Annotated in this window: 20 protein-coding genes; 9 read left to right on the forward strand and 11 right to left on the reverse strand. The window is 59.5% G+C overall.

Annotation, left to right across the window (positions count from 1 at the left end):
* Positions 1–10: 10 nt before the first annotated feature.
* Positions 11–343 carry a carboxymuconolactone decarboxylase family protein gene (locus tag AC09SL_RS13695; protein ID WP_058544756.1) on the forward strand — a complete coding sequence of 111 codons (333 nt, stop codon included), beginning with the start codon at positions 11–13 and terminating at the stop codon, positions 341–343.
* A gap of 1 nt (position 344) precedes the next feature.
* Positions 345–1,346: an NAD(P)H-quinone oxidoreductase gene (locus AC09SL_RS13700; RefSeq protein ID WP_058544755.1), complete on the forward strand. Its 1,002-nt coding sequence runs from the start codon at positions 345–347 to the stop codon at positions 1,344–1,346.
* Positions 1,347–1,521: 175 nt separating this feature from the next.
* On the opposite strand, the gene AC09SL_RS13705 is transcribed toward AC09SL_RS13700, so the two are convergent.
* Positions 1,522–2,376, reverse strand: a complete 855-nt coding sequence (locus AC09SL_RS13705) for a LysR substrate-binding domain-containing protein (RefSeq protein ID WP_058544754.1) — start codon at positions 2,374–2,376, stop codon at positions 1,522–1,524.
* A gap of 96 nt (positions 2,377–2,472) precedes the next feature.
* Between AC09SL_RS13705 and AC09SL_RS13710 the strand changes: the two genes are divergently transcribed.
* Positions 2,473–3,111, forward strand: coding sequence for an FMN-dependent NADH-azoreductase (locus tag AC09SL_RS13710; RefSeq protein ID WP_058544753.1), 639 nt, complete (start codon positions 2,473–2,475; stop codon positions 3,109–3,111).
* A gap of 251 nt (positions 3,112–3,362) precedes the next feature.
* On the opposite strand, the gene AC09SL_RS13715 is transcribed toward AC09SL_RS13710, so the two are convergent.
* Complete coding sequence (locus tag AC09SL_RS13715; protein WP_058544752.1) at positions 3,363–3,827, reverse strand: nuclear transport factor 2 family protein; 465 nt, start codon at positions 3,825–3,827, stop codon at positions 3,363–3,365.
* A gap of 98 nt (positions 3,828–3,925) precedes the next feature.
* Between AC09SL_RS13715 and AC09SL_RS13720 the strand changes: the two genes are divergently transcribed.
* Entirely contained in the window at positions 3,926–4,327 is a 402-nt protein-coding gene (locus AC09SL_RS13720) for a winged helix-turn-helix transcriptional regulator (RefSeq protein ID WP_058544751.1), read from the forward strand.
* Here AC09SL_RS13720 and AC09SL_RS13725 read toward each other — a convergent pair.
* Complete coding sequence (locus tag AC09SL_RS13725; protein ID WP_155742084.1) at positions 4,324–4,485, reverse strand: hypothetical protein; 162 nt, start codon at positions 4,483–4,485, stop codon at positions 4,324–4,326. The two genes, AC09SL_RS13720 and AC09SL_RS13725, sit on opposite strands and share 4 nt — an antisense overlap.
* Positions 4,472–5,221 (reverse strand): glucose 1-dehydrogenase, encoded by a 750-nt coding sequence (locus tag AC09SL_RS13730; protein WP_058544750.1) that lies wholly within the window; start codon positions 5,219–5,221, stop codon positions 4,472–4,474. The genes AC09SL_RS13725 and AC09SL_RS13730 overlap by 14 nt, the downstream gene beginning before the upstream one ends.
* Positions 5,222–5,426: 205 nt before the next feature.
* Between AC09SL_RS13730 and AC09SL_RS13735 the strand changes: the two genes are divergently transcribed.
* A complete protein-coding gene (locus tag AC09SL_RS13735; protein WP_081264457.1) occupies positions 5,427–6,308 on the forward strand; it encodes an AraC family transcriptional regulator in 882 nt (293 codons plus the stop codon).
* Between the two features lie 16 nt (positions 6,309–6,324).
* Here the strand turns inward: AC09SL_RS13735 and AC09SL_RS13740 are convergent, their stop codons facing one another.
* From AC09SL_RS13740 to AC09SL_RS13750, 3 genes are read right to left on the reverse strand one after another with little or no spacing between them, the layout of a single operon-like run.
* Entirely contained in the window at positions 6,325–7,302 is a 978-nt protein-coding gene (locus AC09SL_RS13740) for a saccharopine dehydrogenase family protein (protein WP_058544748.1), read from the reverse strand.
* The gene (locus AC09SL_RS13745; RefSeq protein WP_058544747.1) at positions 7,299–7,700 is read right to left on the reverse strand and encodes a VOC family protein; all 402 of its coding nucleotides are present in this window, start codon (positions 7,698–7,700) and stop codon (positions 7,299–7,301) included. Before AC09SL_RS13745 ends, AC09SL_RS13740 begins: the two co-directional genes overlap by 4 nt.
* Before the next feature lie 10 nt (positions 7,701–7,710).
* Complete coding sequence (locus AC09SL_RS13750; protein WP_058544746.1) at positions 7,711–8,454, reverse strand: SDR family NAD(P)-dependent oxidoreductase; 744 nt, start codon at positions 8,452–8,454, stop codon at positions 7,711–7,713.
* A 138-nt stretch (positions 8,455–8,592) separates the two neighbouring features.
* On the opposite strand from AC09SL_RS13750, the gene AC09SL_RS13755 reads away from it, so the two are divergent.
* Together AC09SL_RS13755 and AC09SL_RS13760 are read left to right on the forward strand one after the other, a co-directional pair.
* Positions 8,593–9,486, forward strand: coding sequence for an AraC family transcriptional regulator (locus AC09SL_RS13755; protein ID WP_058544745.1), 894 nt, complete (start codon positions 8,593–8,595; stop codon positions 9,484–9,486).
* 178 nt (positions 9,487–9,664) lie between these two features.
* Positions 9,665–11,845 carry a TonB-dependent siderophore receptor gene (locus AC09SL_RS13760; RefSeq protein WP_058544744.1) on the forward strand — a complete coding sequence of 727 codons (2,181 nt, stop codon included), beginning with the start codon at positions 9,665–9,667 and terminating at the stop codon, positions 11,843–11,845.
* 327 nt (positions 11,846–12,172) lie between these two features.
* On the opposite strand, the gene AC09SL_RS13765 is transcribed toward AC09SL_RS13760, so the two are convergent.
* Positions 12,173–12,922, reverse strand: a complete 750-nt coding sequence (locus AC09SL_RS13765; protein ID WP_058544743.1) for a substrate-binding periplasmic protein — start codon at positions 12,920–12,922, stop codon at positions 12,173–12,175.
* Between the two features lie 332 nt (positions 12,923–13,254).
* Between AC09SL_RS13765 and AC09SL_RS13770 the strand changes: the two genes are divergently transcribed.
* Positions 13,255–14,208 (forward strand): alpha/beta fold hydrolase, encoded by a 954-nt coding sequence (locus AC09SL_RS13770; RefSeq protein ID WP_058544742.1) that lies wholly within the window; start codon positions 13,255–13,257, stop codon positions 14,206–14,208.
* A gap of 127 nt (positions 14,209–14,335) precedes the next feature.
* On the opposite strand, the gene AC09SL_RS13775 is transcribed toward AC09SL_RS13770, so the two are convergent.
* The 3 genes from AC09SL_RS13775 to gabT all read right to left on the reverse strand — a co-directional run bounded on the left by AC09SL_RS13775 (position 14,336) and on the right by gabT (position 16,906).
* Positions 14,336–14,824, reverse strand: a complete 489-nt coding sequence (locus AC09SL_RS13775) for an Lrp/AsnC family transcriptional regulator (RefSeq protein WP_003203167.1) — start codon at positions 14,822–14,824, stop codon at positions 14,336–14,338.
* Positions 14,825–14,869: 45 nt separating this feature from the next.
* Complete coding sequence (locus tag AC09SL_RS13780) at positions 14,870–15,526, reverse strand: HAD family hydrolase (protein WP_024617434.1); 657 nt, start codon at positions 15,524–15,526, stop codon at positions 14,870–14,872.
* Positions 15,527–15,613: 87 nt separating this feature from the next.
* Complete coding sequence (gabT, locus tag AC09SL_RS13785) at positions 15,614–16,906, reverse strand: 4-aminobutyrate--2-oxoglutarate transaminase (protein ID WP_058544741.1); 1,293 nt, start codon at positions 16,904–16,906, stop codon at positions 15,614–15,616.
* 288 nt (positions 16,907–17,194) lie between these two features.
* Between gabT and AC09SL_RS13790 the strand changes: the two genes are divergently transcribed.
* On the forward strand, positions 17,195–18,121 hold the full coding sequence (locus AC09SL_RS13790) for a 2-hydroxyacid dehydrogenase (protein ID WP_058544740.1): 927 nt from the start codon (positions 17,195–17,197) through the stop codon (positions 18,119–18,121).
* Positions 18,122–18,133 lie beyond the last annotated feature (12 nt).

The raw sequence follows: 18,133 nt of genomic DNA on the forward strand, positions 1-18,133 counted from the left end.
GAGACTTTCCATGTCGAATATCGATTTCAGCAGCCCCCGCGAAGCGGCCCGAGCATTCACACCAAAACTGGCGCAATTCATCGACTCAACGCTTTATCCGCAGATCTGGAGCGACCCGGCGTTGGCCCCCCGCGACCGCAGCCTGATCACAGTGGCCGCATTGATTGCCGGTGGCCATTGCGAGGAGTTGCCCGCGCACCTGCGGCGGGCGATCAGCAATGGGGTGACCCATGACGAACTGGCGGCGGCGATAACTCACCTGGCGTTTTATGTGGGGTTTCCTAGCGCCATCACCGCCTCTGCCATTGCCAATGCCACGCTTGCCAAACTGGAGCAAAACTAAGATGAAAGCCATCAACATCAGAGCGTTCGGCCCGGCAGAGGTGCTGCAACTCACAGACGCCGCCAACCCTGAGGTGCGCCCGACCGATTTGCTGGTGCGTGTGTATGCAGCCGGCGTGAACCGGGCGGACCTGACCCACCGAACCGGTGGCTATGGCCATCCGAATTTCGGTGACTCGCCGATCATGGGGCTGGAGATCGCCGGGGAAGTGATCGAAACCGGCAGCGAGGTGATCGGGTTCAAGGTGGGAGACCGCGTGATGGGCGTCGTTGGAGGCGGTGCCTATGCAGAACTGGCACGCATCGATTACCGCATGGCCATGCCCATTCCTGCGCAACTCGACTACGTGCATGCAGCGGCAATTCCTGAAGTGTTCGTTACCGCCCATGAAGCGATGATGCACCTGGCTCGACTGAAGCGCGGCGACTGTGTGCTGATTCATGCCGCGGCTGGTGGTGTGGGCTCTGCCGCTGTGCAACTGGCATATGCCACAGGCGCGACGGTGTATGCGACGACCGAGGGCCGCAAGTTATCGCGTGTGGAGCACTTGGGTGCCGATGTTGCCATTGACTACAAGACACAGGACTTCGCAAAAGTCATTGCCGATAAAACCAAGGGTCGCGGAGTTGACGTCGTTATCGACTTCGTCGGCGAGCCTTACTTCACACGCAATATCGCCTCTCTTGCTCACGGTGGCCGCCTGGTGCAGGTCGGTATTCTCGGCGGTGGCGGCAAGGTGACGGTGGAGCTGGAGCACATCCTCTATCGTCATCTGCAAATCATCGGCACGGTCATGAAGTCCCGCACACAGCCGGAGAAACACGACATGATCAAGCGCTTCCGAGAGCATTGGCTCGATCGCTTCGATGGCGCGCAAAGCCTGGAACCCGTGGTGGATAGCACGTTCCCACTCTCACGTGCTGCCGATGCGCATCGGCGGATGGAGTCTTGCGAGAATGTCGGCAAAATCATTCTGACAATGCAGCCTGAGGATCTGAATTAGGTCCTGCAGTCTCGCTGTCGATCCGCATGAAAGGTGCTCGGGTGAGCACCTTTTTTATGTGAACGCAAATGAATCGTCCCCTTCGCTCTTCAGCCTGCTCCATGCCATGTTGTTCGGGCTCGCAGTAACTGACGCGTATTGAGATCGCTACCCAAGGCGCCCCTCGAAATGACAATCAAGCCGTGCGCTTAGCGCAATACTCCACCATGAGCTGAGTGACCGCTGCCACAATCGTCTGATCCGCATCAGGCGAGGTGAACAGCCGACATTGGGCATCCGGCAAATCCGGCAACCCATGTTCTACCCCAATGACCGCCAATCCTTGCCCCAACTGACTCAGTGGCATGGGCGCTACCGCGAAGCCTGCCAAGGCCGACGCCCGTAACCCGGCCGTGCTGCTGCACAACATCACTGTGCGTTGGGCGATCCCCGCCTGCGCCAGCCTTGTCAGCGCGGCCTCGCGATAAGGGCACGGCTCGGGGAACAGGGCCAGCGGCAACGGCGTGGGTAATCGGGCGACGGGTTGCGCCGACCAGGCCCACACCAGCGGTTCTTGCCATAGCAACAGCCCCGCTTCGCTGGTTTCGCACAGCGAACCGATAACCACCTCCAGATGCCCCTGCTTCATCAGCGCCAGTAACGTACCCGGAATGTTCACCTGCACCTCGATCTCCATCCCGGGATACTGCGCGGCGAAATCCTGGACAGTGCGCAGCAATCGAGCCTCGACAAAATCTTCGGATACCCCGATCCGCAGCCGTCCGTGAAACGGCGTGCGTGTCAGGTCTGTCCAGGCATCACGGTTGAGCGCCAGGATCGTGCGCGCGTAAGAGACCAGGCGCTCGCCATCGGCCGTCAGTTGCTGGGAACGGGTGGTGCGCGTCAACAGGGGTTTACCAATCTGTTCTTCCAATCGCCGCACGTGGCCACTGACCGCAGATTGAGTCAGGTGCAGCTTCTGGGCGGCGCGGCTGAAGCCGTCTTCATCGACGACCGTGACCAATGTCTTGAGCAGCAGAGTGTCGAACATAGTTTCAATCGTGATTAATCCAGCCGTAATTTACGATTTATATTTCAATTACAACTATGTTGCAATGCTGCCACCTACCCTGATTCAAGGTGTGCCATGACGACTCTTCTCCATATTCAATGTTCTCCACGCAAGCAGCGTTCGGCTTCCCTTGAAGTCGCGCGCAGCTTCATTGCGCGTTATCAAGCGAACGTCCCGGACACCGAGATCATCACCCTCGACCTCTGGAACATGGCCCTGCCGGAATTCGATGATCTGGCCATGGAAGCCAAATACGCCGGGCTCAATGGCACGCCGTTGACCACTGCACAACAAGAGGCCTGGAACACGTTAAAAGCGTTGGCAAGTCACCTGCACCGTGCGGATGTACTGGTGATGTCCGTACCGCTGTGGAACTTCAGCATCCCGTACAAACTCAAGCACTTCATCGACCTGGTATCGCAGAAAGACATCCTGTTCAGCGTTGATCCGCAACGCGGTCTGGAAGGCATGCTGCACAATAAACTTGCCGTGGTGATGTACGCCCGCGGCCTGGATTTTTCGGCGCAATCGATCACGCCGGCGGAGCGCTTCGACTTCCAGAAACCCTACGTGGAGGCCTGGCTGAAATTTATCGGCATCACGGATGTGCATTCGGTGATTGTGGAGAAAACCATCCTGGGGGAAGACGTCGATCGGCACGCGCGTGAGGCCGCGACTCAGCAGGCCAGGAACCTGGCAGACAGTTTTCGCTGACGCTTCAGGTGCCCCGCTGTACATCGACGCATTGGCTGGTTGCTCAGTTCAAGTGAAGTCAACTTACGCTTGCCTGACAATATCGACCGAGATCTCCACTGCCGCAATCATGCCTCTGTTCTAATCGGGACCAGACCACAATTGATAACCATGATCTGCCCCCCGATTTTCATTCCGCTGAGCCTGTGCAATAAGGACCGATTCAGTCCTGAACCGGCAGCTGAGAAACTGATTCTTCCCGCATGCTTTTTTTAATTGCCGAAAAGAGCAGCCAGGTCGCCGGTACGCCAGACGTTGTCGACCGTCACGCGTTCAATCAGCCAAACGTCGCCTTGCCTTACCATTTCCACGTCGTAGCGATTTTTCATGAGGTAATGGCGCGACGGGTCGTTCTTCAGTACATGCTGCGCCTCTACCAGTGCATCCAGATGCGCCTTGTCGCCATTGATGCTGGCGCGAGGGTTGCTCACCGAATGCGTGGTGTCGACGTGACTGAGCGCGCCTGATAACGCCGCGACGATGGTGTCCCGACCTTCCAGCACCGGGTATTCAAAGCCGGCTTTTGCAGCAGCGGGACGGAAGTCGGAAACGGCATTTTCCGCCAACGCCGATGCAAGAAGATCGGTGTCTTGCAGATCGATACCGGCGGCAAATCGGTACAGTGTTTCTTCCACCGAGCGTTTGTCTGCGGTGTCCTGAAGGTATGTGGACGACATGGTTAACGCCTTATAGGAAGTGAACCACCATGGTATAAGTTGTATACCAGATATCAATTACGCACTTTGAAGTCATCAGGTATCCCTGAGGAAACCACATGCAGCAACTGGATGATCGGAAACTGGCTCAAATCGGCTCGGACGCAGGCAACAAAGTCGATTGTTCGAGTCGTTTCCTGCTGGATCAAATCGCGGACAAGTGGTCGGTGCTGATACTTGCCGCGCTATGTCACAAGCCGCTGCGGTTCAATGAACTCAAACGCTGTCTGGATGGCATTACCCAAAAAGCGTTGACCCAGGCGCTGCGTCGCCTGGAGCGCAACGGTATCCTTGACCGTCGGGTGATCCCCTCGTCGCAGATAGCGGTGGAGTACAGCATCACGCCATTGGGCCGGACGCTGGAAGAACCGTTCCGGGCTTTGTATACCTGGACGATCTGCCATGTGGAGAGCGTCATGCAAGCGCAGGCGGCCTTCGATCAGCGCGAAACCGAGGTCTAGTAATCGGTTATCGTGGTGCCGGCAATCGTCTCGGCGAATCCGATGCCGAACACCCGCGCCGGGGCTTCAAAACCGGCTCCTCGATCACCGCCCAGCAGCCGACGAGCCGCCTCCACCGCTGCCCAGCGTGCGTAGCTAATCGCGTCAGTAACCCACACCCCGTACACCGCCCGAGGCCCGGATGGATTCGCCGGTTACCCAATGCGAGTCTTGCGATGCCAGGAACACTGCCAACGGTGCGATATCTTCAGGCTCTGCGAAGCGACCAAGCGGCGTTCCGGCCAGTAGTTTTTCGCCCAACTCACCGACAAAATTCCCTTCAGTACCCGGGGTGTTGGTGTGCCCCGGCAGGATCGAATTGACCCGAATGCCACGCGCACCCAGCTCCCTGGCCAGTGCGAAGGTCAAGGTATCGACCGCGCCCTTGGTCGCCGAGTAGACGCTCGAAGCCAGATAGGGATCGGTGCTGAGGATCGAGCTGATATTGATGATGCTACCCGTCGGCCCCAGCAGTTTGACGGCCTCACGCACCGCTAGAAGGTAACCCAACACATTCAGATTGAACTGCGTGTGGAAGGCTTCCTCGGTAAGGTCATCGATCATCTGGAACACCGCGACACCGGCATTGTTGACCAAGATATCCAGCGTGCCGTACTTCATGCGCACCGTTTCAAACAAGCGCACTACGTCAGCTGCCTGGCTCATGTCTGCCTGAACGGCAAAAGCGCAGCCGCCATGCTCTATGATCTGGGCGACCACTGCATCCGCGTCGGCCTTGCTGGAGGCGTAGTTAACGATGACGTTTGCGCCCTCTGCGCCCAAAGCCCTGGCGATCCCGGCGCCTATGCCTTTGGACGCGCCGGTGACAACCGCTATTTTCCCTTCGAGTTTCATGACCTGACCTTTTTTAAGTTGCGTGATATGAGGCTGGGTTGCAGTCGCGTCCTGAATGAGCGCACTGCAACGAACCGCGAGCCATCAGTATTCAGCCATCCAGCAAGCGGACGTTTGCCGGTTATTCGCAAGTTCTTGCCTATTCTTCTCAGCTGGCTTGCCATCCCCTTGGATATGGCCCACGGTGGCGAGTATGGAAAATCCAATGGCAGAACTGCGCAGCATCGTGATGCGCGCACAAGACAAGTGGACCGAAACCGGATTGCCTCGCGTGGCCATGGTCCGGGCAGAGGCCTGTGCAGATCAGGTCTATCAGCCGATGCTGCACCTGGTGCTTCAAGGCACCAAGACCCTGTCGATTGGCGAGGATGTTTCCAGGTACACCGCGGGCAGCTATTTCCTGGTGCCCGTCGACGTGCCGGCGACGGGCCAGATTCACGCCGATGCACTGGACAAGCCCTATCTTGCGGTCAGCCTGACCCTGGATCCCGATGTGATCGCGACCCTGCTGATGGATGAAGGCGAGACGCCAAGGGCGACGCAAAACTCGTGTTTTGAGGGTGTACCTGCGCCTGCTGAGCTGATTGATGCATGGCTACGCATGATGCGGCTCATGGATCGTCCACATGAGGTAGCGATACTGGCGCCGATGATCGAGCGTGAGATTTTATTTCGCGCGCTACAGGGGCCATTGGGCGGTATTCTTCGTGACGTTGCGCGACCGGATGGCCGTATGACGCAAATCCGCCGTGTCACCCAGTGGATTCGTGAGCACTACACCGAGCCTTTTCGCGTCGAGCCGCTGGCGCTCATGTCAGACATGAGCGTTGCGGCCTTCTACCGGCACTTCAAAGCCGTAACGGCCATGACGCCGATTCAGTATCAGAAACGCCTGCGCTTGCTGAGGGCTCGCTGGTTACTGCTGTTCGATACGCTGGACGCGACGTCCATCGCTTATACCGTAGGGTATGAAAGCGCCTCTCAATTCAACCGAGAGTACGCACGACTGTTTGGCCTGCCTCCGGCGCGGGATGCGGCGAGTTTCAGGACTCCCGCCCCCGCCGCAGAGCTTACAGCAGCTTCTTGAACAGCCAACGAAGACCTTAGAAGTCGGTGATCACCGTCCCGTCGATGCTCTGGGCAAACCCGCCCCCGAAGATCTGGGCGGGTGTCGCAAAACCCTGCCGCCGTTCACCGCTCAATACGCGGCGCGCCGCCTCTACTGCCGCCAAAGGCGTATAGGAATAGCCGTTCACGGTTTCAATCACAGACCGTGCAATGGCGCCATCAACCCCAGTGACCTCAACCATTGCACGTGCCCGATGAGCATCCCGCTGCTCTGGCGTCGGACCATCAGGCAGTTGCGACAGATCACCTTCAGGAAACGCGTCACCCGCGATATGCACGTACATCGCAATATTCGGGATCGCCGTCGAATGCCAGCCTGTTACCAGGTCACCGAAAGACAGCGGCACGCAAAGGACCGGCCCCTGACCAAAATCAAAGTGACGTGGCGCGGCATCCGGCGTTGCAACGAGTTCACCGTCGACCCTGGCGAGCACGCCTGCGCCGATGATTTCACTAACGCTCATGGCCGAGCCTCGGGACATCGCCCCAGGGACCTGAAGCGCGATGTTCAGCGCAACGGGCTCCTTTACCCGCTTGGCGACATGCACCGCCAGCGAATCGGTAGGCACGACATCCCAACCGACGCCAGGCAACAGCATGATGTGATTTGCAGCCGCGTCAGCGCCCAGCCTCTCAGCCAACCGGTAAATATTGATCTCGGCAGTGATGTCCAGATAGTCGACGCCGGCCTTGATGCACGCGCGCATCAAGGGCTCGGCCGTGTGCGCAAAGGGTCCGGCGAAGTTGAGCAATACCGAGACGCCAGACAACCAAACCTCGGCGTGCGCATCGCTATCGAATACCCGATAAGGCACATCCAAGTGCGCAGCGAGTGACGCGAGTCGCTGCTGATTGCGCCCCGCGATTTCGACATTCAGACCAAGGGCCTTAGCCCGCTCAGCGGCCATCCGACCGGTATAGCCCGTGGCGCCGTAAATCAGAAGTGTGCTCATTGGGCGTGCTGCCATTTTTTGTAGACGAATTGGAGGCTGTACCCATCCGGGTCCAGAACATCTGCCGCGTAGTAATCAGGGTCGTAGTGCAAGCGGGCCCCAGGCGCGCCGTTGTCGACTGCCCCCTGCTCCATGGCGGCGGCGTAGGCTGCGTCGACTTGAGCCTTGCTGTTTGCGACAAAACCAACATGTACAGCGCGCCCCTCCACGACGCCCTCACGCAACCAGAAAAACATCCTGCCGTTGGCGCCAAAACCCTTGAGGTCAGGATGACCCGGAGGGCCGTCCTTGCCGTCGTAGTCCAGGCGCGCGGTAATACCCAACAGGGTCAGAACAGCGTCGTAGAAACGGGTGGACCGTGTGATATCGCTCACGGACAAGAAGATATGATCGAGCATGGCAAAATCCTCAGATGTTGTAGCCGCCGGAAACTTCGAGGGTCTGGGCATTGATCCAGGCGCCCTCCTCGCTCAACAGCATGGCGATGACCCGCGCGACATCTGACGGTTCGCCAACTCTGCCCAGGGCTGTCTGAGCCGCCAGCATCGCCTCGAACTCATCGTTGAGCCCACCGCCCAATTCGGTGCGGATGGCGCCGGGCGACACGGCGTTGGCGCGTATGCGTCGCTCTCCAAACTCTTTGGCCATGTAACGGGTCAGCACTTCAAGCCCGCCCTTGAACGCCGCGTAGGGGGCGACGCCAGCGGTGGATACGCGGGTAGTGGCGCTGGTGACGTTGACGATACTGGCGCCTGGCGCCAACAGCGGCAGCAGGGTCTGAGTGAGGAAAAAAGGGCCTTTGAGATGCACGTTGAAAAGGCCATCGAACTGCGCTTCGCTAACGGTTGCCAGGGGATTGAACAGCCCATAACCAGCGTTGTTGACCAGGCCACTCAGCGTGGTAGCGCCCCAGTTTTTGAGCAGCGTCAAACGCACTGACTCTCCAAAGGCCTCGAAGGTGGCAACGTCAGATACATCGAGCTTGAGCGCAACAGCCTTGCCACCCGCCTGCTCGATACGGTCCACCACCATGGCGGCATCCTGCGGGTTCGTGTTGTAGGTCAGGATGACTCCCATGCCTCGTTGAGCCACGTGTTCGGCTGTACTTGCGCCGATGCCACGGCTACCGCCGGTGATTACGATGACGCCCATGTGATATTCCTCTGTGGTTCCAATAGATGTCCACAGTACTCATCACTCTCTTCAGGGTCGTACCCGTTTCTACTGCAAAGCTGCCTGTTTCTGCTTTTCGCTTGCACGGCGCCGTGCGCTGCCCTCAGCATGCAACGCATGGACAATCAATTGAATGAACTCAGGTCGCTCGCGGCCAAGGCTGAAAACCGCCGCACGGAGACGGGAATCCCTCGCGTAGCCATGGTTAAGGGCAAGATCCCCGAGCACATGCTGGCGGCGGTCTACGACCCGATGATCAACCTGATCCTACAAGGCAGCAAGAGCATGACCGTGGGGGATCGGACGCTTCGGTATGACCCTGCGACCTATTTCGTCATGTCCATTGATCTGCCTGCAGTGGGGTCGGTGCACCCCGCCGAGTCCGGCGAACCCTACCTGGCGGTCAGCCTGACTCTCGACCCTGCAGTGTTATCCACGCTGTTTGCCGACTTGCCCGAACCTGCCCGCCGTATCGAGACCAATCGTGGCTTCTCAATCGCGCCCGTCACGACCGAACTGATGGACGCCTGGGTCCGAATGCTGAGATTGATGGGCGACCCAGATGCCATCGCCGCTCTGGCCCCAGCCTATGAAAGAGAGATTATCTTCCGCGTACTCCAAGGCCCCCATGGCTGGATGTTGCGAGAAATCGCAGCGCCGGATACCGCGATGGCCCGAGTCAACATGGCGATCCAATGGATCCGCCGCGACTTCGCGGAGCCAATTGGCGTTGAGCGATTGGCGCAACGAGCTTCAATGAGCGTCTCGGCATTCCACCGCCACTTCAAGGCGGTGACCAACCTGAGCCCTTTGCAGTACCAGAAACGGGTTCGCCTGCTCCAGGCCAGGACCCTGATTGTGGCCAATGCCAAAAGCGTTATGGCGGCTGCCTTCGAGGTTGGCTACGAGAGCGCAACGCAATTCAGCCGAGATTACACACGGGTGTTTGGCCTGCCGCCAGCGCGCGATGCTGCCAGAATTCTTGGGCAAACCCGAGGCGAGACAAGGTAGGCCGATTCACTTTTTGGCATCAAACACCGCGTGTGCTTAGCCGCTGTTTCGTTGGTTGCTCAATGGGCTGGCCCAGCGTTCCAGCCTACTCCAACCGCAACACGCTTTATCGCTCAGATGAATCCTGTGATACTTAATGCGAATTACTCTCACACGCATTAGCACCAGGATCTATTCAATGTCGACTTGTGCCACCCCGCCGCGTCACTTCAACCCTGCCCGCGATCTTCTGGCCATGGCTATTTGCATGGCCACCCTCGCCCCCGCCTACGCCGATGACAACAGCGCCACCCTGCCGAACACCCCACCCGCCACCCTTGAACTAGACGCGACCGAGGTCACCGGGAGCGGCCAACTCGGGAGTACCTCGGAAGGCACCGAGTCCTACACCACCGGCGCGATGTCGACCGCGACCAAACTCCCACTGACCATGCGTGAAACCCCACAAGCCGTCACCGTCATTACGCGTCAGCGCATGGATGACCAGGCGATGACCGACATCAACGACGTGGTCAAGGCGACGCCCGGTTTGTTCCTGGACTTTTCCTCTGGTCCTGGTCGGCAGACCTACAAGGCACGCGGTTTTGAAATCGATAACCTGATGTATGACGGCATCCCGAGTAGCTACAACGGCGTTTCAGTCGGCTCCCAGCCTAACTTGGCCATGTTTGATCGGGTCGAGGTGGTGCGCGGTGCCACCGGCCTGGTGACGGGTGCAGGCAACCCTTCGGCCGCCATCAACCTGATCCGCAAGCGGCCATTGGCCGAGCAGAGAGTCACCCTGACCGGTGCCGCCGGCAGCTGGGACGACTACCGTGGCGAGGTCGATGCCTCCAGCCCGCTCAACGACAGTGGCACGCTGCGCGGCCGGGTCGTGACCTCTTACCAAGACGCCAACAGCTTCATCGACAATGTCGAAGAGGATCACGGCCTGTTCTATGCCGTCACCGAAGCGGACCTGAGCGATGACACCACCCTGACCCTGGGGTTTTCCCATCAGAAGGACAAGACCAATTACTTCTGGGGCTCTTCGATGATCGGCCTGGATGGTCATCATCTGGACCTGCCACGCTCCTACAATCCGGGTACGGATTGGGAGAACAAGGATCAGGAGATCAACACGGTATTCGCCGAAGTCCGTCATCGCCTGGCCAATGACTGGAACCTTCAGGTCAACGCCAATTACTCCGAACAGAACGCGTTGTTCTCCGGCTCTTATCAATCGCGCTGGGTCAACAACACACTGGCCCGCACGGTTTACCAGGCCGACGTCGATGAAAACCAGGCCGGCGTGGACGCCTTTGCCAGTGGCCCCTTCGAAGCGTTCGGGCGTAGCCATGAACTGGTGGTGGGCGCCAGCAAGCGCATCTACGACAAGACCACCCACAACTACAGCCCGTACGACAGCAACTGGCCGCTCAATGGGGGTAAACCGAACTTCGTCCATACCAACAACCAGCGCGACGTCACCACTCAGGATGGTGTCTACCTCACCACACGCCTGAGCCTGGCCGACCCGTTGAAGTTGATCCTCGGCGGGCGCCTGGACTGGTACGACTACGATAACCGTGATGGCGACACCGACTACAAGGTCACCCGCAACCTCACCCGGTACGCCGGCTTGATCTACGACCTGGACGAGCATCACTCGGTCTACGTCAGCTACAGCGACATCTTCACACCGCAGACCTCCAAAGATACTTCTGGTAGCCCGGTCAAGCCGATCGTTGGCAAGAACTACGAGGTCGGCCTCAAGGGCGAATATTTTGGTGGCGCACTGAATGCGAGCGTGGCGCTGTTTCGCGTCGACCAGGAAAACCGCGCGGTGCAACTGTTTACGGCAAACTGCCCACAGGCAACCTGCTACGAAGCCTCCGGCGAGATTCGCAGCCAGGGTATCGACTTCGAACTGCAAGGTGCCTTGACCGAAAACTGGCAAGTCGGCGGGGGCTACACCTACGCGCGAACACACACCATCAAGGATGCCGCCAACCCGCAGAACGTAAACAAGCAGTTCGACACCGACACACCGGAACATCTGTTCAAGCTGACCACCAGCTACCACTTCCAGGGCCCGCTGGAAAAACTGCGCGTGGGCGGCAACGTCTCCTGGCAGAGCCGCATGTACAACGACATCAAGCTGGCTGATGGCAGCCAATACCGCCTCGAACAGGGCAGCTACGCGATCACCGACCTGATGGCCGGCTACCGCGTCAGCCAGAACCTGGACCTGCAGGTCAACGCCAACAACATCTTCGACCGCCGGTACTACTCGACCATCGCCAACTCCGTGAGCTATGGCGGTGATGCCTATGGCAACCCACGCAACATGATGCTGACCGCCAAGTACAGTTTCTAGAAAGCAGAAAAAGGGGACGTCACTTGGAGCGTCCCCTTTTCAACCCAAAGCAATGCACTTGCGACCCTCCTTATGGTCTACCGGAAGCCGCGAATTTCACCTCCCGCACACATCTGCGCTAGAGAGACAAGTACATGAAAATGGCTGCCATTTTTGCACTCACCTGGATTGGCTTCACCTCAGCGGGTGCATTTGCCGGTGATCGGAACCAGGACTATCGAGAGGCAAACAGGCGCCACTGGGAACAACAGCGCGGCAAGTTCAAGCCCGAGCATTGGCAGCCAGCTAGAATCCGTGCAGCTCGCACTCAGTAACCTCTGAATGACGTCATTGCCCATCAACCCGCTCATACCGCCGCTGAATCCGCTCCAACTCCCCAGAACGCCGCAACTTCTCCAACGCACTGGCCCACGCCGCCACCACTTCATCCTCGCTGTCAGGGCTGAAAGCGATGTACAGCGATGAGCGATACAGCTCGATAGGAATCCGTCGCAAGGTGCCCGGCGCGATGTTCAACTGACGGCTGTAATAAGCCACGCCCGCATCGGTGTCGCCGATGATGATGTTGGTGCGTCCGGCGAGCAGCATGCGGTAGAGCAGCTTGCTCTCGGTGGCGCTTTTGTCCAGGTTTTTGAAGCCCAGCGACTGCAGCATCTGAGGCACCAGGCCGGCGTGGCGGGTGGTGATCTGCGGGGCATGCAGCAGTTGTTCCAGGGAGTTCACCGGCGGCGTACTGGCCAGTTGATAGGGGTGGATGGATTCTTCCACGATCGGGCCGACCCATTTGTACAACGGCTCGCGTTCCGGCGTGCGAAACAGCGAGTACATGATCGTCTTGGGCCGGTTTTTCAGTACCTGCGTGGCTCGCATGCTGGGCTGCATCAGCACTTCGTAGTCACTGCCGGTCAACGCCATGATGGCCCGGACGATCTCGGTGGTCATGCCGGTGAGCTGATTGTTTTCCTGATAGTTGTACGGTGCCCACTCTTCGGTGACGACCTGATACTCCTGCGCCCGGGCCTCAACCGTGCCGAGCAATAGGCAGAGCAGCGCTGCAGCCGGTGTCGAATGTCTCACATGTTCTCCCGGTGGATGGTTCGGCGTTTGTGCATGGATGGGCCTGATTCAAGGGGGTAAGGTAAGCATAGACCCAAACACATGCTCAACAGTTGACGCAGTCGACATTCCGCCCCTTAGCCCCCCAGGCCCTGGTGTACGATCAGTACAAACTGGATATCGGCCACAAACATTCGCCTCGTAACCGAAGCAAAACGCAGCTATTGGAATTTTCTAATAGTTGCTATCGATGCCAGCGCCGTTCTCGTCCTCGGCCTCTCTCTCTAATCTGCCCACCAACGCGATCGACGACGATCGCCGCAGATCAAACCGACCTTATGGAGAGAGAAACGATGAACACCTTCAACCGCACCCTCGCTGTCGCCACCCTGGCATTGGCCACCCTCAGCGCCGAGGCCGCGTCGCCGGTCCAGGCCGCTGCCAGCGCGTCGGCTGTCGGCAGCGTGGTGCAGTCCGCCAGCTACATCACCACCAAGGATGGCGTGCAGCTGTATTACAAGGACTGGGGCCCGCGCGATGGTCAGGTCGTGACCTTCAGCCACGGCTGGCCGCTGGACTCCGACAGCTGGGAAGGCCAGATGATGTTCCTCGCCTCGAAGGGTTATCGCGTGGTGGCTCATGACCGTCGCGGCCATGGTCGCTCCAGCCAGCCGTGGGAAGGCAACGACATGGATCACTACGCCGATGACCTGGCGGCAGTGATTGAAGCGCTGGACCTGAAGAATGTCACGCTGGTGGGCTTCTCGACAGGGGGTGGTGAAGTGGCTCGCTACATCGGCCGTCACGGTACCGCTCGAGTGAAGAAAGCCGTGCTGGTGTCCTCTGTCCCGCCGTTGATGCTCAAGACCGACACCAACCCCGGTGGCTTGCCTATGGAGGTGTTCGATGGCCTGCGCAAGGCGTCCCTGGAGAACCGTTCGCAGCTGTACCTGGACATCGCCTCGGGCCCGTTCTACGGCTACAACCGCAAGGGCGCCAAGCCATCCCAAGGGCTGATCCAGTCGTTCTGGGTGCAGGGCATGCAGGGTGGCAGCAAGAATACCTATGACTCGATCGCGGCATTCTCGGCGACTGACTTCCGAGGCGATTTGAAGAAGTTCGATGTGCCGACGCTGGTGATCCATGGCGATGACGACCAGATCGTGCCTATCGACGCTTCAGGCCGGGCCTCGGCGGCGCTGATCAAGGGCGCTCGACTGATCGTCTACCCTGGCGCGCCGCACGGTTTGACCGAGACGCACAAGGATCGCCTCAATCAGGATCTGCTGAAGTTCCTTCAGGAATAAAAGCCCAGATCCCTTGTGGGAGCGAGCTTGCTCGCGATGGCGGTGGACCAGCTTGCCTCAATGCTGAATGGACCGACGCCTTCGCGAGCAAGCTCGCTCCCACGGTTGTTCTCGGGTGGTCATGGATTCAATGCCGCAACAACTTACGCAACGGAATCTCGTCCTTGCGCACCGGTGACTTGATGACGATGTAGCTGAAGTACTTGGAGATGCCGATGTTCTTGTCCAGCAGGCTTTCCATCACGTCCTGATAGTCCTGGATGCTGCGGGTCATGAAGCGCACCAGATAGTCGTAGCCGCCGCTGATGAGGTGGCATTCGAGCACTTCATCCACCAGGCGGATGTTGGATTCGAACTTGGCGAAGTCCTCACGCTTGTGGTCGCTGAGGGTGACTTCGGTGAAGACCGTCACCGAATCGGTAATCTTGGCCAGGTTCAAATGGGCCTTGTAGCTGGAAATGTACCCCAACGACTCCAGTCGTTTGACCCGTTGCAGGCACGGGCTGGCGGACAAGCCCACGGCATCGGCCAGGCTGACGTTGGTCATGCGGCCATCTTTTTGAAGCTCTACCAAAATGCTGATGTCGATCCGGTCCAGTTTCGCTAAACCTTCCATCGCATACCTCTTGCCTGCCGTTTGTAAGACAATCTTCTAACAAAATCAGCGTCGTAAGGACAGCTGATGCTGAGCGACCAGATCAGCCATGCTGTTGATGCAGTAGTCCGCCGCGCAGGGCGCAGGAGACATATCGGCGTTACGGCAGATCAGGCACACAGCCCCAACCGACCGTGGGCGGGCGCCGGGACGGGTCACCTGGAGAATTGTCTCGGCGCTCAGACCATTGGCTGCCAGCCAATCGTGATCCTGCAACGGATCGCTCGCCAGCGAAATAAAATCATCAGGCTCGATACCCAGGCGCTCGCACAACACGCCCCGGTCCTCGGCATCGCGATCCCCCTGCACCAACAACCGATAGAACTTGCGCAGGTAGAGCATCGCACCCGGCGCGTCCTCGAACAGCGTCCAACCGGCCGCCGAGCGGGCGAAGCTCATGCCCTCCTCCCAACTGACCTTCAGCTTCCAGCGCTCGGCCAGTTGACGGTGGGCGAAACACAGCAAGCCGCTGAAGCCCAATTCGCCGAAACGCGGGTACAAGGCTTGCAGTACCTCGTCAAAATCGGCGAGCACCTGCGCTTTGTCCAACGGCTCGCCATGGTTTTCCAGCAACGGCTGCAACGCCGTCCAGACGCCGGAGTCCCGATCCACCAGGACCTCATCGCAGTCGATCAACAACGCCCGATATTCAGTCAGCCTCATCTGTAAAGCCTCCGATGATGTCCCATCGATCAACGCTCCATTAACTGCCACTGACGCTTGCCCAGGCAAACGTCATGAACGCAGGCATCAGCCCAGGACGCGTGCCAAGGCGCCGTCGAGAATCTGCAACGCTTCGTCGATCTGCGCCTCGCTGGTCACCAGCGGCGCCAGGAAGCGCAAGACGTTGCGGTACACCCCGCACTTGATCACCAGCAAACCACCGGCCCGAGCTTCGTCGATCAGGCGTTGATTCAAGTCGGCGTCCGGGGTACGTGCCTCGTCATTTTTGATCAGTTCGATCGCCAGCATGAAACCGCTGCCGCGCACGTCGCCGATCTGCGGGTAACGGGTTTGCAAATGCAGCAGGCCCTGGCGCAGGCGTTTACCCAGGACTTCCCCACGGGCCAGCAGCTGTTCTTGTTCGTACGCCTCGATCACCGCCAGCGCCGCCGCGCACGACAGCGCATTACCGCCGTAAGTACCGCCCAGGCCACCCGGCAGTGGCGCGTCCATGATCTCGGCCTTGCCGACCACACCCGACAACGGCAAGCCGCCGGCGAGGCTCTTGGCGACCGTGACCAGGTCCGGCTGGATACCGGCGTGCTGGAAACCGAACCATTTACCGGTGCGACCGAAACCGGTCTGGATTTCATCGAGAATCAAGACAATGCCATGCTTTTGCGTCAGTGCGCGCAGGCCCTGCAAAAACTCGACGGGAGCCGAGAGGAAACCGCCATCGCCCTGCACCGGTTCGATGATGATGGCCGCGACCCGCTCAGGCGCCACTTGAGTGGCCAACAGCTCGTCCAGTGCCTGGAGCGCCATGGCGCTGGTGACGCCGCGATAGGCATTCGGATAGGGCGTGTGGAAGACCTCCGGGGCGAACGGGCCAAAGTTCTGTTTATACGGCTGGCTCATGCCGGTCAGCGTGGTGCCGAGCAAGGTCCGGCCATGAAACCCGCCGCGAAAGGCAATCACGGCCGAGCGGTTGGTGTGAGCCCGGGCAATCTTCACCGCGTTTTCCACCGCTTCGGCCCCCGAGGTGAAAAATGCCGCTTTATAGGCCTGCTGACCGCCGATCATTTCGCACAGGCGCTGGGCCAGGTCCAGGTAAGGCTTATAGGCCACGACCTGGAAGCAGGCATGGGAGACTTTCTGCAACTGGGCCTGAACGGCCGCGACGACCTTGGGGTGATTGTGGCCGATGTTCAACACACCGATGCCGCCGACGAAGTCCAGGTAGCGCTTGCCGTCCACGTCCCATAATTCCGAGCCCTGGGCCCGATCGATCACCAGCGGGTGCGCGGTGACCAGGCCACGTGGCACGAATTGATCACGCTGACGGAGCAAACTTGGGGTTTCTTCGACTTTACTGTTCATTGGCATTTCCCATCGTGAGCCTCGCACCCAGGAAGCGGCTGCGGTGTGTTCACAGGTTAAGCGTTCGACGCGATTGTCTAAGCCGAACTTGGTCGTTGAGAAATTCGGATCGACTGTTTACACCCCGGCAAACAGCAGAATCCTCCAGAGGCATTCCAGCCCCATGGAATCTGCCGCAAGAGGCACCTTGCAACGCAGCGCGATGCTGCTACGCCGGCCCTTTCGACAGATCCTGCTCTGGCGTTGAGGCATGCTAGGGGCTCCTTGATTTCAGGCGAGAAGTGACCCATGGCCCTGCTCTATAAAGCTGACCCGGTACGCGGCGAACACTGGCGGCGCCTGTTCGCCGAACACGCGCCGGACATCGAATGGCGTGCCTGGCCAGACATCGGCGACCCGCGGGATATCCAGTACCTGGCGGCCTGGCAGGCACCGGACGAGCTCGAAACACTGTTGCCGAATCTGCAGGTGCTGTTCGCCTTGTCTGCCGGCGTGGATCAACTCGACCTCGATCGTTTGCCGACGGCGCTGCCGGTGGTGCGCTTGCTCGACCCGGGCATCAGCCAAGGCATGTGCGAGTACGCCAGTTTCGCTGTGCTCAGCCTGCACCGGGACATGTTGCGCTACCGCCAGCAACAGGCCGAACGGTGCTGGCAAGCGCACCGGCTGGTGCCCGCCGGGCAACGCCGGGTGGGCGTCATGGGCCTGGGTTTGCAGGCTCGGCAGATACTCGCCACCTTGAAGACCTTTGGTTTTGCCTTGTCGGGCTGGGCCCGCAGCGAGCATCGCATCGACGGGGTCGCGTGCTTTGCTGGCGAGGAGCAACTGCCGGCGTTTCTCGGCCAGTGCGACATTGTGCTGTGCGTCCTGCCGTTGACCGAGCAGACCCGAGGGATCCTCAACCGCCAGCTGTTCCAACACCTGCCCAAGGGCGCAGCGTTGGTCAACATGGGCCGGGGTGGGCACCTGGTGGAAGAGGACCTGCTTGAAGCCCTTGCCGACGGCCAACTCAGCGCCGCGGTGCTGGACGTGCTGGAGCAGGAGCCGGCGCCCCCTGATCATCCATTCTGGAGCCATCCACAGATCCTGCTGACACCGCATATCGCGGCGATGACCCAACCCGAGAGCGCATTTGCCGTGTTGTTGGAGAACATCCGTCGGCATCAACGGGACGAATCGATGCTGGGCCTGGTTGATCGTGAGCGCAGCTACTGATCGCAGCCCTGT

Source organism: Pseudomonas sp. PF05 (assembly GCF_056521845.1).